Source organism: Paenibacillus sp. An7 (assembly GCF_009870785.1).
GTDB lineage: Bacteria > Bacillota > Bacilli > Paenibacillales > Paenibacillaceae > Paenibacillus.
In genome coordinates this window covers 1-17109 of the sequence record NZ_WTWX01000007.1, presented here as the reverse complement: position 1 = coordinate 17109, position 17109 = coordinate 1, and the positions used below count along the sequence as shown (strand labels likewise).

At 42.4% G+C, this 17109-nt stretch carries 15 protein-coding genes; 1 reads left to right on the top strand and 14 read right to left on the bottom strand.

From position 1 onward, the window contains the following. Positions 1–55 precede the first annotated feature (55 nt). From dnaJ to gpr, 11 genes are all read right to left on the bottom strand, one after another. Positions 56–1180, bottom strand: a complete 1125-nt coding sequence (gene dnaJ, locus GQY27_RS10530) for a molecular chaperone DnaJ (protein WP_160034082.1) — start codon at positions 1178–1180, stop codon at positions 56–58. A gap of 149 nt (positions 1181–1329) precedes the next feature. Continuing rightward, on the bottom strand, positions 1330–3171 hold the full coding sequence (gene dnaK, locus GQY27_RS10525; protein ID WP_160034080.1) for a molecular chaperone DnaK: 1842 nt from the start codon (positions 3169–3171) through the stop codon (positions 1330–1332). Between the two features lie 322 nt (positions 3172–3493). Continuing rightward, entirely contained in the window at positions 3494–4090 is a 597-nt protein-coding gene (grpE, locus tag GQY27_RS10520) for a nucleotide exchange factor GrpE (protein ID WP_160034078.1), read from the bottom strand. A gap of 196 nt (positions 4091–4286) precedes the next feature. After that, positions 4287–5318 carry a heat-inducible transcriptional repressor HrcA gene (gene hrcA, locus GQY27_RS10515; RefSeq protein WP_160034076.1) on the bottom strand — a complete coding sequence of 344 codons (1032 nt, stop codon included), beginning with the start codon at positions 5316–5318 and terminating at the stop codon, positions 4287–4289. Positions 5319–5450: 132 nt separating this feature from the next. Then, positions 5451–5612 carry a hypothetical protein gene (locus tag GQY27_RS10510; RefSeq protein ID WP_160034074.1) on the bottom strand — a complete coding sequence of 54 codons (162 nt, stop codon included), beginning with the start codon at positions 5610–5612 and terminating at the stop codon, positions 5451–5453. A gap of 187 nt (positions 5613–5799) precedes the next feature. Next, positions 5800–6264 (bottom strand): N-acetyltransferase, encoded by a 465-nt coding sequence (locus GQY27_RS10505; protein WP_160034072.1) that lies wholly within the window; start codon positions 6262–6264, stop codon positions 5800–5802. A gap of 75 nt (positions 6265–6339) precedes the next feature. Beyond that, entirely contained in the window at positions 6340–7521 is a 1182-nt protein-coding gene (hemW, locus tag GQY27_RS10500) for a radical SAM family heme chaperone HemW (protein WP_236570557.1), read from the bottom strand. Between the two features lie 250 nt (positions 7522–7771). Next, complete coding sequence (gene lepA, locus GQY27_RS10495) at positions 7772–9586, bottom strand: translation elongation factor 4 (RefSeq protein WP_160034068.1); 1815 nt, start codon at positions 9584–9586, stop codon at positions 7772–7774. A gap of 124 nt (positions 9587–9710) precedes the next feature. Next, positions 9711–10070, bottom strand: coding sequence for a hypothetical protein (locus GQY27_RS10490; protein WP_160034066.1), 360 nt, complete (start codon positions 10068–10070; stop codon positions 9711–9713). Positions 10071–10099: 29 nt separating this feature from the next. Then, on the bottom strand, positions 10100–11386 hold the full coding sequence (locus tag GQY27_RS10485; RefSeq protein WP_160034050.1) for a stage II sporulation protein P: 1287 nt from the start codon (positions 11384–11386) through the stop codon (positions 10100–10102). A 236-nt stretch (positions 11387–11622) separates the two neighbouring features. Continuing rightward, a complete protein-coding gene (gpr, locus tag GQY27_RS10480; RefSeq protein ID WP_160034048.1) occupies positions 11623–12624 on the bottom strand; it encodes a GPR endopeptidase in 1002 nt (333 codons plus the stop codon). 198 nt (positions 12625–12822) lie between these two features. On the opposite strand from gpr, the gene rpsT reads away from it, so the two are divergent. After that, positions 12823–13092, top strand: coding sequence for a 30S ribosomal protein S20 (gene rpsT, locus GQY27_RS10475; RefSeq protein WP_160034046.1), 270 nt, complete (start codon positions 12823–12825; stop codon positions 13090–13092). A gap of 232 nt (positions 13093–13324) precedes the next feature. Here the strand turns inward: rpsT and holA are convergent, their stop codons facing one another. From holA to GQY27_RS10460, 3 genes are all read right to left on the bottom strand, one after another. Further along, complete coding sequence (holA, locus tag GQY27_RS10470; RefSeq protein WP_160034044.1) at positions 13325–14347, bottom strand: DNA polymerase III subunit delta; 1023 nt, start codon at positions 14345–14347, stop codon at positions 13325–13327. Between the two features lie 303 nt (positions 14348–14650). After that, positions 14651–16009, bottom strand: coding sequence for an anti-sigma factor family protein (locus tag GQY27_RS10465; protein ID WP_160034042.1), 1359 nt, complete (start codon positions 16007–16009; stop codon positions 14651–14653). Continuing rightward, the gene (locus GQY27_RS10460) at positions 16010–16555 is read right to left on the bottom strand and encodes an RNA polymerase sigma factor (protein WP_160034040.1); all 546 of its coding nucleotides are present in this window, start codon (positions 16553–16555) and stop codon (positions 16010–16012) included. Positions 16556–17109 lie beyond the last annotated feature (554 nt).

Sequence of the window (17109 nt, the reverse complement as noted above, 5' to 3'; positions counted from 1 at the left end):
TTATACGCAAAAAAGACTGCTCATTTTTAAGATGAACAGTCTTTTTGTCTGCCTATTAGTCTCCACGGAACGCTCGTTTTACACGATCAAAGAAAGATTGCTCATTCTCATGCGTTTGTTCTCCGTTTAGCGCAGCAAACTCACGAAGCAAATCTTTTTGTTCTTCGCTTAGTTTGCTTGGAGTGACAACAACAACTTTTACATGCTGATCGCCCTGGCCGCTTCCGCGTAGATGAGGAACACCTTTTCCTTTTAGACGGAAATAAGTTCCGGTCTGCGTACCTGCCGGGATTTTCAGTTTCACTTTTTCTCGCAAGGTTGGAATTTCAATCTCATCACCAAGTGCCGCTTGCGCAAATGTCAGTGGAATTTCACAGTAGATATCATTTCCTTCTCTTTCGAAGAAGTCATGTGATTTCACACGAATTACGATATATAGATCGCCCGCAGGACCTCCGCGTAATCCGCCTTCACCTTCACCGCTCATACGCAGCTGAGCACCGTCATCCACACCTGCTGGAATTTTAACGTGAATCTTGCGTTGTTTCCGAACTTTACCGCTTCCTTGGCAAGTCGTACATTTTTCCTTAATTATTTTCCCAGAACCACCACAGTTAGAGCAAGCACGGCGATTCACCATACGTCCGAATGGAGTATTCTGAACCACCTCTTCTTGACCGCTGCCATGACATACGGAACAAGTTTCTGGTTTCGTTCCTGGTTTTGCACCGGAACCATGACATGTATCGCAGCTCTCTGTCCGCGGGATCGTAATATCGGATTCTTTACCGAATACCGCTTCCTTGAACTCAATAGTCATCGTGTACTGAAGATCATTACCTCGCTGCGGTGCGTTTGGATCTCTACGTCCGCCGCCTCCGCCGCCAAAGAACATATCGAAAATGTCGCCGAATCCACCAAAGTCTTGAGCTCCGCCAAAGCCGCCCATTCCTTGGTTCGGATCGACATGACCATATTGATCATATGTTGCCCGCTTCTGTCCGTCACTAAGAACGTCATAAGCTTCTTTTACTTCCTTAAATTTCGTTTCCGCATCGGCTGCCTTGTTCACATCCGGGTGATATTGACGAGCCAACTTACGGTATGCTTTTTTAATTTCATCTTCACCAGCGTTTTTACTAACGCCTAGTACCTCATAGTAGTCACGCTTATCAGCCACTCTTCCACCCCCATACCTTTTACAAACATAACTATAAACATAACGTATATACGTGACAAAAGGAAGAATCAAAGCACGAAATCACTCCGGCTTTGACCTTCCCATGCTTGTCACTTGTAAGGCTTATGATCGTTTTTACAAACGATTATTTATTTTTTATCTTCATCTACAACTTCATAGTCAGCATCAACGACATTATCGCGTCCGCCGGCATTTTGCTGTGCGTCTGCACCTGCACCTTGCGCTTCAGCTGCTTGCTGAGCTTGCTCATACAGTTTTACAGACAATTGCTGAACGATTTCAGTAAGTTCCTCTGTAGCAGCTTTGATTTCTTCAACGTTGTCGGACTCAAGCGTTTTTTGCAGTTTTTCTTTCGCTGCATTTGCTTTTTCTACTTCGCCTGCATCTGCTTTTTCACCGAGGTCTTTAATTGTTTTATCTACAGAGTAAATTAATTGGTCAGCCGTATTTTTCACTTCAACAAGTTCTCTGCGTTTTTTATCTTCTTCTGCATGAAGTTCAGCGTCTTTCATCATTTGTTCAACTTCTGCATCTGTCAAACCGCTGGAAGATGTGATTGTGATTTTTTGTGTTTTATTTGTACCTTTGTCTGTAGCAGATACGTTAACAATACCGTTCGCATCGATGTCAAAAGTAACTTCGATTTGAGGTACACCGCGTGGTGCTGGAGGAATATCTCCAAGCATAAAGCGTCCGAGTGTTTTGTTACCCGCTGCCATTTCGCGTTCCCCTTGAAGTACGTGGATTTCAACGCTTGGTTGGTTATCCGCATAAGTAGAGAACACTTGGGATTTACTAGTTGGGATCGTTGTGTTACGTTCGATCATCTTCGTAAATACACCGCCTGCAGTTTCAATACCCAGGGACAATGGAGTTACGTCAAGAAGAACTACGTCTTTTACGTCACCAGTGAGTACGCCTGCTTGTACTGCTGCACCAAGAGCAACAACTTCGTCTGGGTTAACCCCTTTATGAGGATCTTTACCAGTCAGTCTCTTAATTGCTTCTTGTACTGCTGGGATACGAGTCGATCCACCAACAAGTACAACTTTGTCGATATCGTTAGCTGTCATACCTGCATCACTCAGAGCTTGACGAGTTGGGGTGAGTGTACGCTCTACCAAGTTTGCAGAAATTTCTTCAAATTTCGCACGAGTCAAGTTCATTTCCAAGTGTTGCGGTACGCCGTCTGCTACGGTAATAAACGGAAGGGAAATGGTTGTTGTCAATACGCCGGACAACTCTTTTTTCGCTTTTTCCGCAGCATCTTTCAGACGTTGTACAGCTGCTTTATCTTTGCTCAGATCAATACCTTGATCTTTTTTGAATTCACTTACCATGTAATCAATGATGACTTGGTCAAAATCGTCACCGCCAAGGCTGTTGTCGCCGCTGGTTGCTTTTACTTCGAAGAATCCATCACCAAGTTCAAGGATAGATACGTCAAATGTACCGCCGCCAAGGTCATATACAAGGATAGTTTGATCTTCGGATTTTTCAAGACCGTAAGCAAGTGCTGCAGCTGTTGGCTCGTTGACAATACGTAGAACTTCAAGACCTGCAATTTTACCAGCATCTTTTGTTGCTTGACGTTGACCGTCATTAAAGTAAGCTGGAACCGTGATAACCGCTTGGGTTACCGGTTGGCCAAGATAAGCTTCTGCATCAGATTTCAGTTTTTGCAAGATCATTGCTGAAATTTCTTGAGCGGAGTAATCTTTTCCATCAATTGTTTCTTTATGGCTCGTACCCATATGACGTTTGATAGAGCTGATCGTACGATCAGGGTTTGTGATTGCTTGACGTTTTGCAGTTTCACCTACAACACGTTCACCATCTTTTTTAAAACCTACTACGGAAGGGGTAGTACGTCCGCCTTCTGGGTTAGGGATAACGACAGCTTCGCCGCCTTCCATAACTGCTACGCAAGAGTTTGTGGTTCCAAGGTCAATACCAATAACTTTACTCATGGATAATATCCTCCTTCTGTATGTGCAGGCTTTCAAGGCCCTTTTATTCAATGTATATCATTCGTAGAAAGTCAGTGACTTACCCCGAATTATTTATTGGAAATCTATAATCATGTAAAACGTTGAACACGTTTAGAACATTTAAGTAATACATGTAAGACATTCAAAATGTTAAAACATTAAAGATTAAAAAAATCTAAAACATTCAAACACAGAGTATAAACATTTCATGCAGTCTTTTCGACTGGCACCGAAATGTTCATACAAGTTTTTTGTCAATCAATTATTTCGCCATTCTTTCGAATGGCAAGGATAATTGATTTTACATACTTACTTTAACCATCGCAGGGCGAAGTACTCTATCTTTAATCATGTAGCCTTTTTGTACTTCTTCCACTACGATACCTTCCTCATACTCATCACTTTCAACCTGCATGATGGCTTGGTGGAATTCCGGATTAAACGGCTGACCCACCGTGTTCATAACAGTAAGACCCTCCGCTCCGAGGACACCCTCCAGCTGGCGGAAGATCATGTTCACTCCTTTAATCAAGGAGTCAGTATCTGTATTAGAATCAGCAGTGCTCATCGCACGTTCAAAGTTATCAATGACAGGTACAAGTTCAGTGATTAGCTTCGTCGTAGCATACTTCGCTAGGTCTTCCTTCTCCTTTTGAGTACGGCGACGGAAGTTATCGAAATCAGCTTGCGTACGTAGGTAACGTTTCTCGTTCTCTTCAGCGAGTGCTTTGAATTTAGCAGTTTCAGGATCAAGTACCTCTGCTTCCGTTTCCTCCTGTGCTGATTCAACAGAATCATTCACCGGGTTTTGTTCTTCTGCAGCTTGATCGGCTTCATTCACTACGTTTTCTTGCGGAGTGTTTTCTTCTTTGTCTACAAATGTTTGTTCATCTTTCAAGATGTTCACCTCCTTAAAATAGGAATAAATCCACTGCTCTGATAACGCGGTCCTCTATTCATTCCACATAAGAGCGATACAGACCTGCGTTAGTCCATAGATTTCATTATTAATCGAATCTTGTCTATTCTAAACACAACCTATATTTAAAAGAAGACAAGATTTAGAATTACCAACTGACTATTTCTCATCACAATTATTTAAAACGATGCGTTAACACGGCGGTCAAATCTTTAGATAACACATTAAGAATACTGATCACTTTCGCATATTCCATACGAGTCGGTCCCAAGATTCCAATGGTTCCAAGTGCCTCACCTTCTACAGAATAAGTAGCTGTAATCAGACTGCAATTCGAGAAAGCCTCATGCTTATTCTCGGTGCCAATCCGAACCTGTACACCTGTTGTACCCATCTTAGGTGTCATCATTTTCAACATAGTCGGAGTCTCTTCCAAAAGATCAAAAATATCTTTAACTTTCTCCACATCTCTAAACTCCGGCTGGTTAAGCATATTCGTTGTGCCGCTGAGATAAAGACGATGTTCAGATTCTCCATCGAGTGCCGAGTCAAGCAGGTGCATGAAACCTTCGTAATGAGAGATATGTTTCTCCATCTCTTTTGCAATCTCGGTGTGCAGTCTAGCTTTCAATTTATATAAAGGTACTCCCACCAGTTTGCTGTTCAGCAGATTCACTACTCGCTCCATTTCTGATAATGGAATGCCGGGAGGAAGACTTACTGTCTTATTCTCCACTTGGCCTGTGCTGGTTACAATAATCGCCACTGCTAAATTCTCACCCAGCGGTAAAAGCTGAAAATGACGAAGCGAGGTATGAAACACCTCTGGACCCAGCAGGATGGAAGTATAACTGGTCATATGAGATAGGATGGTCGAAGCATGCTGTATCACTTGTTCCATCGCATTTAATTTTTCAGCGAAAAAAGATTTGAGCTGTTGCAGCTCAGAGGGCTCCGTTTCATTCCAAGGAACCAAATGGTCAACATAATAACGATATCCTTTATGTGAAGGAATGCGGCCGGCAGATGTATGCGGCTGCTCCAAAAATCCCATTTCCTCCAGGTCAGACATTTCGTTACGGATTGTTGCCGGACTATATCCAACATCGCCCCTTTTTGAAATGCTACGGGATCCCACGGGTTCCGCCGAACGGATATAATCGTCAACAATAGCATTCAAAATCAGTCGTTGTCGCTCGGTTAACATACGTGTGCCCCTCCCTAAATTAAATGTGGTGTTTTTTATCGTTAGCACTCAACTCTAACGAGTGCTAATCAATAATACAAAAATACCAAACAGACCTGAACGTTGTCAAGTCGGTTTGGACTTTTCAGCTGCCTAACTCACACCTATACCCGCACTGATTGCAAAAATAGTGATAAACACAAGCAGACCAAGTGTAAGCAATTTTTTATTCCATTTTTCCAGGATCATTGATAATAAGATGAAAAAGAAAAAAATAGCACTGCCGATCAGACCAATATATGCAAGCATCTGCATAGAGCGTTATCTCCTTTTCAGACGGTATTAGTAAATACACCCTCCTACTATATCAGCCGCTCATGAGACGTCTGTTACATTTATCACAATTTCAACTCGAACAAAATACAGGTTTTAGATGCATAATAGCCGCAAAGGAGATCAGAATAAAAACGTTTCTTCCCCCCCGCAGCTCAATGATTTGCTTCTATTCACTTAGTATTTTTAATACGGCAATTTCGTCACAGCAACTCTGTTTACTACAGTGAACGCAATCCGTCCATACCTTTTCTGGAAAAATCTCTTTGCTTACAATAACGAAACCATTCTTTTCGAAAAAAGACACCTCATACGTAAGAGCCATGATTTTCGGTATTTGAAGTTCTCTGGCTTCCTCTACGAGTTTGTCTAACAGCAAGGAACCGATCCCTTGGCCTTTGTGACCCTCCGAGATTCCAAGCGATCTGACTTCCACCAGATCATTCCCCAATTGGCATAAAGAGCCGCATCCAACGACGTTTCCATCGACTTCAGCCACAACAAAAAGATCGATCTGCCTCTCGAGCACGTCTCGCGAGCGGGGAAGCATAATTCCTCTCTCTGCATAGCCTTTAATCATTAGGTATAATGAATCAACATCTTCGGGCGACGCTTTTCTGCATACCGCGGTCATGATTTTCTCTCCTCCTATGTACGATCCGTCAACATTTGTATAAATATACAACATGACGCATAGAAGTTCAAGATATTATTTAACGGTTATCGCACCTATGAATTCAGCAAACACTTCATTCCCGTACAGGACTCCCTGGCTGCTTAAGCGATACATGTCGCCTTCCGCTTCCAAGAGCCCTGCATGCAACATTTTATGCAGCGGTTTTGCAAATATGTCTTCCAACTTCACATTAAATTGCTGTTCAAATCGTGTACTTGAGACACCCTCCAGCATACGGAGTCCTACCATCAAGAAATCTTCCATCGCTTCTTCTTTAGAGATCGTAAAAGTTTCTAGGCGCGGCAGTCCTTTTTCGGTCGCTTCATTATAAGGATTAACCCCGCGAATATTCATATGACGTTGTCTATGAACGTATCCATGAGCTCCCGCTCCAAGACCATAATAATCTTCATTTCTCCAATAAGTGATATTATGACGGCTTTCTTTACCTGGTTTGGCAAAGTTACTAATCTCATACTGATTGTATCCCGCTTCCTTCATACGTTCCATTAACAAGAGATACATTTGAAGTTCATGATCTTCACTTGGCAGCGGCAGCTGATTCTTTTGGAACATGGTGTGGAATAAAGTATTCTCTTCTACTTTAAGTCCATAGATTGAATAATGAGGAAGTTCCAGTTCCAGCGCACGTGTAATACTGTCAGAAAGCATCTCTACCGTCTGATTTGGCAAACCAAACATTAAATCAATAGAAAGGTTAGTCAGACCGGTTTTGCGTGCATTTTCAAGACTGCGATAGACATCATCTGTATTATGGATACGGCCAATCCCTGTTAATAGTTCATTTTGGAAAGCTTGTACTCCAAAACTAACCCGGTTAACTCCGCCTTCTTTCATTACTGCCATTTTCTCTAGATCCGTCGTACCTGGATTTGCTTCCATTGAGAATTCAATGTCATCTGACCAGTTAGGGAAATACGTACGAACTGTTTTCAAAAAATAAGCCATTTCATCTGGTTTTAGTACAGTCGGCGTACCTCCCCCGACAAAAATCGTTTTAATCTCACCCGGAGGCGTTTGTGTTACTGTATATTCCATCTCCCGCTCGAGCGCTTCTAAATATTTCATAACCGGCTGATCTTTCAGAACATACGAGTTGAAGTCACAGTAGAAACATTTATTGGTGCAAAAAGGAATATGAATATACACCGCTTGAGGTGCGGATTGTTGCCCAGCTAGCTTCTCATGAGTCACGCGGGTATACCCCCTTATATTTATACATCGTGTAAGGAAACATTGTATCGTTATTATAGAAAAAAGGAAAGCCAGAGCGGCTTTCCTTTGAATGCTTACCATGAAAAGACTACAATCGTACAATTATTCATTCATGCACACTTTTCGTGGTGCACCGAATGGACCGTTCAATCATCCATTCATGCACACTTTTCGTGGTGCACCGAATGGATGATTGTAGTTGAAAAAATGTCGTCTTAAAAATTGATGATTAATCATCAATTTTTAAGACTGCCATAAACGCTTCCTGCGGAACCTCTACGTTACCAACCTGCTTCATCCGCTTTTTACCTTCTTTTTGCTTCTCAAGCAGTTTCCGTTTACGTGAGATGTCACCGCCGTAACATTTAGACAGCACGTTTTTACGCATCGCCTTAATCGTCTCCCGAGCTACTACTTTCGTACCTACGGAAGCCTGAATTGGCACCTCAAACATTTGACGTGGAATAAGTCCGCGCAGCTTCTCACAAATAACCCGGCCGCGTTGATATGCACGTTCGCGGTGAACGATAAAGGACAGCGCATCAACCTGCTCTCCGTTCAGCACAATATCCATCTTCACGAGATTCGACACGCGATACCCGCAAACTTCATAATCGTAGGACGCATATCCCTTTGTGCTAGATTTCAACTGATCAAAGAAATCATATACAATTTCCGCAAGCGGAATCTCATACGTAATCGTTACACGGTTCGCATCGAGATACTCCATGTTGACGTATTCCCCACGTTTGTTCTGACAAAGTTCCATAACTGTACCTACATAATCATTCGGCACAATAATATCTGCCTTTACATATGGTTCCTCGACATGATCAATTCGCCCGATTTCCGGATAATTGGATGGGTTATCAATCTCGATCACTTCACCATTCGTCAGCTTAATGCGGTAAATAACGCTTGGCGCTGTCGTAATGAGTGGAATGTTGAATTCTCGTTCAATCCGCTCCTGAATAACATCCATATGAAGCAGTCCCAAGAATCCACAACGGAAACCAAAACCAAGTGCGCTGGACGTTTCCGGTTCAAAGCTGAGGGATGCATCATTAAGTTGCAGCTTCTCTAATGCTTCGCGTAGATCATTATAGTCTGATGTCTCAATTGGGTAGAGACCGCAGTATACCATCGGATTGATTTTACGATATCCTGGCAACGGTTCTGGTGCAGGGTTCTTCGCATCCGTAATTGTATCCCCGACACGTGTATCTCCGACATGCTTGATTCCTGCTACGACAAAACCTACATCTCCGACGTTAAGCTCGTCCACAATCGTCATACGCGGCATAAATGAACCGACTTCAATGACTTCAAAAGTCTTGTTAGTTGCCATCATCTTGATCTTCGAACCGGCTTTGATCTTCCCGTCAACGACGCGAATATATACGATAACCCCTTTATAAGGATCATAGTGCGAGTCGAAAATAAGTGCCTTCAGCGGCTTGTCTGGATCGCCAGTAGGTGCAGGAACCCCCGTAACCACTTGCTCGAGAATCTCCTTAATTCCAATTCCTGCTTTCGCAGAAGCGAGAACCGCATCACTTGCGTCAAGACCAATTACTTCTTCAATCTCCTGTTTAACCCTATCTGGGTCTGCACTTGGAAGATCAATCTTGTTAATAACCGGAAGGATCTCCAGGTTATTATCAAGTGCCAAATACACATTCGCCAGCGTCTGGGCTTCAATGCCCTGTGCCGCATCCACCACAAGAAGTGCACCTTCACAAGCAGCAAGACTTCTCGATACCTCGTACGTAAAATCGACGTGTCCCGGTGTATCAATCAGGTTAAGAAGATATTCTTCACCGTCATCTGCTTTGTAAGTAAGTCGCACCGCTTGCAGTTTAATGGTAATCCCGCGTTCCCGCTCCAGGTCCATCTGGTCAAGTACCTGCTCCTGCATTTCGCGCGAAGTCAGTGCACCCGTGTACTCTAGAATACGGTCAGCCAAAGTAGATTTACCATGGTCTATATGTGCAATAATACTAAAATTTCTAATTTTTCGTTGTCTTGCTTGAATGTCTGTCATGCCTTACCCCCACAAACAGCCTAATGTCAATCATCTCATTATAGCAGTAAGCGGAACAGCCTTCAATAAGAGGAGAGCCAAAGTTGTTCTTATCAGGAAATTCTCCTGTTTTTTCCACGATTATCTAATCCGTTATACCGTTAAAGAGCGAAACGACCCATCGAATCCCGCTTTGGGAAGCTTGCTGCAAGAGTCCGGCGGTCTTTTCTGCAAATCGATCAACTGCCGGTTCTTTTCCCGGTTCAGTTACGAGTACCTCTCTCGGGGTAATGACCTGTGGTCTAGTCTGTACTATTACCGGTTTTTCCTCTAATAATACGGTTTCCTGCTGCAATACTGGCTGTGTCAATTCTCCGGGAGACGGCAATTCTGACCCCTTCTTATCCGACGAATCAAGACCTTCCCCTGCGATCTGCATTCCAAGCAGTATTCCAAATAGGATAAGAATCATAAACATGAATAATCTTTTGGCAAAAGACGACATGCTATTCCCTCCGTCCATGAAATCGTGGTCTAGCCCTTATTTGAACTGCTTGGATTCTGATCAGTACTTGCTTTATCGATCGATTGGTCTTCCATATATACTTCCGCGATAATGTCTGCCAAAGCTTCTGATGTACGTTTAAGCTCTGCATCGGTATTATCAATACCGCCAATCTCAATCAAAATACTGTTCTCGGATAAGGACTGGTTATATTCACCATTGTTTCCTCCTCCGCCATTCTTACCCCATACCCCTCTTGAAAGGCCTGGATACAATTTCTCCATTTTTTTATGAATTTTTGCAGCAAAAGCTTCGTTTTTCTCCCAATTGGGATTATCATGACCAATGATAAAAAAGACTTTCGCATAGCTCTTTCCGTTAATCGTTGCTGTTGATTTATCATGCCGGGAAGAATCCCGATGAATATCGATGAGGTACGTGAGATCATCATTTGCAGCCATTGCTGCTTTGACGGTTTCTCTTGAATATTTATAAGAATAATTCCAGTTATAATCTTTTTTTGTAGACACATAATCTTCCGTCTCATGTAGAGCACCGATCCCCTGTGACTCGAGGCGCTTTGTAAGATAACTTCCCGGCAAGAACACATTAGCACTCGCTTTCGGGGAGGAAGGGTTATTGCTCTTCGTTCCCAGCAGCGGATTATAGGCTTCATGCGGGTGAGTATGATAGATGAGCACTGTTTTCTTTTTCGCTTCGTCAGGGCTTTGATTTTCCGTAACCTTACCTGGTACTTCCGTGGCAGGATCGGTGTTACTAGGAGCCGGTGACTCACCTGGATCAGGACTCGGTTCAGGATCAGGTTCTGCTTGGCTTGGTGTTTCCCCGCTGGACTCAGCAACGTACCCTGGATCAGGCTGGTAGTCTTGCGGAGCCTCTGCCTTCTCGTTGCCTGAACCAATACGCAGGAGTACCGGTTCATTCGTCCCCATACCTGGAACCTGACTTGCAATAAGGCTTTTTGGATTCAGTGGATCTACTCCTGTCAGCATTTCAAACACAAAGGAAGTGATTTGTTCCCCCGTTATTTCAGATTGCTGTTTGCCCTGAGCAAGATGAGGCAGTTCCATTCCGAGCATATCCATGAAAATTCCGCTTGATATTGAACCTGCAAAACCTTTCATAGACGATATGGAAGAGGTGCTCAGTTTTCTCTCTGCCATCCCTCCAAGACCTAACACAACAAAAAATAAAGCGGAAACCATGATAAGCAGCATGAGTGCTTTTCCTGTTGCTAACATCCTAAGAACGCCAGCTCTCCATTTTGCCACATTCCATATTTGTATTTTATTCATTTGAACTTGTCCACCTCCGTAAGCACTTATAGCTGAAGTACGTCTATGCTTTTCGTGATAAGCGTAAGAGATTCACTCATCTTTCTTGCAAATCTCTCATACTTCAAAACTATGAACCGGAGGAAACAAGTAGAACTAAATAATAGAAACAAAAAAGAAGACCGATAGATTCGACCTTCTTTTTTGATCTTCTGATTCGGCTTTCTAATTCGGTCTTCATTTCGTGCCATTCTTTGTTAATGGGTATAAGAAGCTACGTTACTAAGATCAACGGCTTCATGAAGGGCCGCATTTAATCCGCTTGCAATAATATTTGCGATATCTTCAATAAAATCATCGATTTCTTTTGGTGTAACGATCAGATCATGACCAAGCGGCTCAAGTACTTCCTTCACAAGACCCAGGCGTTCCTGTTCACTTATATCATTAAGTACACCAAGAATTTGACGGCCTGAGTTTGTTTCTTTGGCAAAATGAGCCTTCATTAGCTCAAACGTTGTATTCACGATAGTTGAAGCGTAACAAACGGTTGGTACGCCAATGGCTATACAAGGAACACCTAAAATTTCCTTTGTAATTCCTTTGCGTTTGTTACCAATTCCGGACCCAGGATGTATGCCGATGTCGGCAACCTGAATCGTTGTGTTGATGCGTTCGAGTGATCTAGAAGCAAGCGAGTCAATCGCGATGATCAGATCAGGTCTTGTACGCTCTACAATGCCTTGCACCGTCTCACTGGTTTCAATCCCCGTCAGGCCAAGCACCCCTGGAGCAATCGCACTTACATTTCGGTACCCGGGGGAAACCTGGTCTGGCATGAGTTCAAAGTATTGACGAGTCACCATCGTATTCTCAACAACCAGCGGACCCAGTGAATCCGGGGTGACATTCCAGTTACCTAACCCCACGATCAGCACCTTTGCCGTTTTCGATATGCCAATTTTCGCAATAAAATCTTCCATTTCTTTTGTAAAAGTAGCTGTCACTTTCTCCTGAAGTGTCGTATCTCCATTACGAAGTTTTGGAACTTCTAGTGTGACATAGTGTCCAATGATACGTCCGATTCGATTCGAACCTTCTTCGTTTAGTACATCTAGTCTGGTAACTTTGATATCTCCAAACTGTTCTACTTCTTCCTCTACGCCTGGAATGGGGGAACGATCCTGCATTTGAGCCAGTTCTCTAGCTTCCACTGCTAAATCAGTGCGTACGCCATATTTTTGCAAATCCAGTGTCATTTGGTTATGATCCTCCCTCAAAATACAGATATCTTGTAGTTTGTGACAACGGCCTTTAATTATTCAAATGTTTTTCCAATTTTGTTTTGCAGGCTTGTCTCATGTTATCCTTGCTTTTTAAGGGGTCTCGTGCTAGAATATTTTAAGTTGTGAAAGGTTTGTATTTCATAAGTATTGCCTTAACAGGAGGTGAATGTAATGCCAAACATCAAATCCGCTGTAAAACGCGTAAAAACAAATGATAAACGTCGTGCTTTGAACGCTTCCCAGAAGTCTGCTCTTCGCACTTCCGTTAAAGCTGCTGACCAAGCTCTGGCTACTAACGAAGTTGAAACAGCTAAAGCTGCGATTCAAGCTGCTTCCAGAAGCCTGGACAAAGCTGTAACTAAAGGTCTTGTTCATAAAAATGCTGCAGCTCGTAAGAAATCCCGCTTGGCCAAAAAATTGAACGCTCTTACTAACGCGTAAGCAGCGCTTTCCATAACGACTAGGCAAAAAACCTGAACAGCTCTGCTGATCAGGTTTTTTTAGTATGTCCTCTACTCGCGAGAAATACTTATATGCTTTTCTCTCCCCTTACACTAATCCGAATCGGGCATGATCATCAAAAAAAACAGCGCCAAAGAGACGCTGTTTCGATCTTTCTACTTATTTCCAAGCTAAAAAGAATAGGAATTGAAATGAATACTACTCAGATGAGTTACGAATGACTTCCAAGCCTTAGTAAAAATAACTCTAAGCCAAGCACTTTATCGATAGCCCCTGTTTTCATCTGATAATCAAGATCAGCAAGGGACTTCAAAATGAACCGAAGCCGGTCTGCTGGGAATTTTTTCGACTGTTCGCCTGCTATTTTCACCGCATAGGGATGCAGCCCAAGCTGACTTGCAATTTGCTGTTGTGAATAGCTTTGTGCCCCCAGCTCTTTCACTTGCAAAATAATCCGGAATTGTCTTGAAATCAGGGCAGCTATTTTGATGGGTTCTTCTTTTTGCTTCAGGAGTTCATAGAAGATGTCCAGTGCTTTTCCTAATCTTAGATTTGCAATATCTTCGACCATGGCAAATATATTCTGTTCCGTATTTCGAGCGACCAGATCCTCCACGTTTACCTTGGATAAAGTTCCACCCTCACCTGCATATAAACAAAGTTTATCCACTTCGGCCGACAAAGTCTGCAGGCTTGTACCTGCACGCTGAATAAGCGTCTCCGCTGCTTCTTGTCCCATCGTTACCTTACGGCTGGCTGCTTGCTTCACTAGCCAACTCGTCAGTTCTTCTCCATGTATCGGTCCAAAAGAGAGCACGGTCGCTTTACTCTTCGTTGTTTTCACGATTTTTTTACGTTCGTCAAGCTTCTCTCCCTGTACTAGGAAAACAAGAATACTGTAATCCACAGGATTATCAAGATAGGTAATTAATGTCTCTATCTTGTGCTCTATTTTTGTATCTTTCCCCGCTGTAAATAAATTCTGATCTCGAACAAAGATTAACTTGCGGGGAACAAGAAAGGGAACCGTCTCTGCTTCTTCAATGATCTGTTCAATCGGGGTCTCTGCCGTATCGTAAGATGCCATCGCAAAATCTCGATGCTCTTCTTCAATAAGCTGTTCCTTAAGTATATCGGTAAACTGTTTAATACTATATTTTTCAGTTCCGTACAACAAGTATACGCTAGCCGGCTCTCCCTTTCGAATCGCTTTAACGGCCGTCTTTACGTCCATTCACGTACACACCTCCATCCCTTCTATCCTATCAGAAATCAAGAAAACAACAAAGGGACCTGTTCTGCTAATTTCAAGCAGAACCAGGTCCCCATGTCAACGCATCTATATAAACGAAGGTCCGAAAAATGGCTCTAGAAACCATCCGGCCCGCGGTCATACGACGCTTCCCTTAAAAACTCCGTATAAGGAGTTACCCTATACATATTCATACCAGGTGCTTATGGTGCCTGAATGATGACTGTATTTTCATCATTCTTATCATTTGTGCTATTGTCTATTTCTACTTAATTCATTCAGAAGCTACCTTTTGTTATCAGTGGATTGTGTTTCAGTTTGCGAAGAAGAATGGGTGGTGCTGTTGTCTTCTATCTTTTCAGCTGATTTTGCGTCTTCCTTTGTAACGGTATAACTATATTTCGTTGTTTTTCCATCCTGCTCTACTTCATAATGATAGGTCAAACTATCATCTGACCAGCTGCCTTTTACAAAGGTAGATTGAATCTCAATCTCTTGCAAAAGTACTCTTTGGTCCTTCTTAGTCCCGTCCAGACGATAAATACTCAGCTTCTTGTCTTTATAACCTGTTAAGTAAAGCCCATCAGGGGAAAGCCATTTTGGTGAGACCGAAGTTGCTAGACTTGAAATACTTTCATCCAAAGAAAACATACTTATGCTTGAGGTATCCTCACTGCCAAGCGGCTCTTCACTCTCCGTATTAGAAACACTTGTGTCTGGTACCAGAGACTTATCTGTTTCCGACGGAGGTTTTTGTAAAGCAGGATCTTCTTTTGAAACAGTACCTTTGTTGTCCGATTTTGGATTCTCATTCTTCTTGTTAGAAGTACCTGAAGAAACCGAATTGTTTGGTGAGGGTTCAGATTTATCATCATTTTTATTTAATGAAGAATCCGGTACCGCTCCCTGATCAGCTGATGGATTCTCTTTTGGCGCAGCAGAATTAGGAGAAACAGACTTAAATTTATCAGGATCCGTAGTGATTGTCCTGGATTCATCCCGATTTGCAGGCTCACTAGCCGGTGCCGGCTGCGCTGCGTCCACATTCGGATTTTCTTGTGAATTCGCCTCAGAAGACACCTCGGAATCAGGCTTCTCTATTTCCGGCTTCTCATCAACAGGTTGTGGAGAGATCATATTTTCTTCTTCCTGAATCCCCCCGCCACTTCCCGTTACTGTGCTCGGTCCGAGCTCATTTAAGCTGTAGTTCTTATCGATCTCCGCCTGATTTAATTCTTGCGGTTGATGTTGATATACAGCAACACCAAGAACTACAGCTGCCGCTGCTGTACCCATAAGTATTCGTCCCAATCGGGTCTTCCTAAAACTTCTTGAAACATTTCCAGTATGCACAGACAGAGGTATCATATTATCCTCTTTTTTCATTTCTTGAATGGTGCTGCCTTGCTCTTTACGACCTCGATCTATCTCATCAAGCTGTGGCATAATTCGATCTACCAAGCTGAACGGAGGAGATACATCCGGCAATTTTTCGAGATCGTGAGATAGTTTTTGAAGAATTTGAAACTTTTCAGAGCAGCTTTCACATGTTTTTATATGTGCTAGTAACTCTTCTTTCTCTTTATCATTCAGATCATGGTCAATATATCGGTGCATACGCTCTACCACCTCTTGGCATTTCATCTAGGTTACACCACCTTTCTGATACTCCTGTAATAGACTTTGCAATTGTTGTCTTGCCCTAAACAAATAAGATTTTACCGTATTCAGCGGCAGATCCAAACAGTCTGCAATTTCATTGTAAGAGAGTTCTTGCAAATACCTGAGCACAATGACCGTGCGATGATGCTCGGGGAGTTGGCTAATCGCCTCTTGTACATCTTGTGAAACATAAGTAAGCATCACTTCATGTTCTACATCTTGACGTCCCTCAAACACCATCTCATGTTCATCAATCGATACCGTAGGCTTTGTTCTTCTGAATTTATCAATACAAATATTTGTTACTATACGCTGTACCCACGTTTTAAACTGTGCTTTTTCTTCGTACGAGTTGATCTTGGTATATATTCGAATAAGTGCTTCTTGTGCAGCGTCTAGTGCATCTTGTTCATTATTTAAAATATAATAAGCAGTTTTGTAGACGTGCTGTTCTATGTCTCTCAATAGGGTAATTAATGCGTCGCGATCGCCTGATTGAGCGGCTCTGATGAGTCCCTGCTCTACCACAAAGGATCCCCCTCTCCTTGTATCTTTACTGACGTTCCACAATATAAAATTGTTGCAACATTATGCCAAATTTATACGTTTTATTATTACGCTAAGGATCTTATGTAATTTTAACCAAAATTAAGGTAATTGAAGTAAAAGCTTCCTATAGGATATCAAATATATAGGTCTTCGTCATTATTATTTCCAGTTAACTATTTGTATTGCTGGTTGTAAAAGTTATTAACAACTAAATACTGGTTTGTTTATAAAAGACACAAAAAAAGCCGACTTCTTTTACAGAGAAATAGAAACCAATGTAAAAGTAGGTCCGCATGTTTGAGTATTTTCTTATTTCACTGAATGACTTCTGACCCTTCGTACGCAGCCGGAACGAGGATTGAATTCATAAAATGGAAATTAAATATAAATCTCTACTTCTTTATATCGGCATATTGTCGCTTAATTTGAAGAGGGAGCAATTATTTTTTCGTAAAATAAAAAAAGCCTCCTGAGAAACAGATGAACTGAACCCCGAATGGTAGACACTTTAAAAAAAGTGACTCCATTCGGGG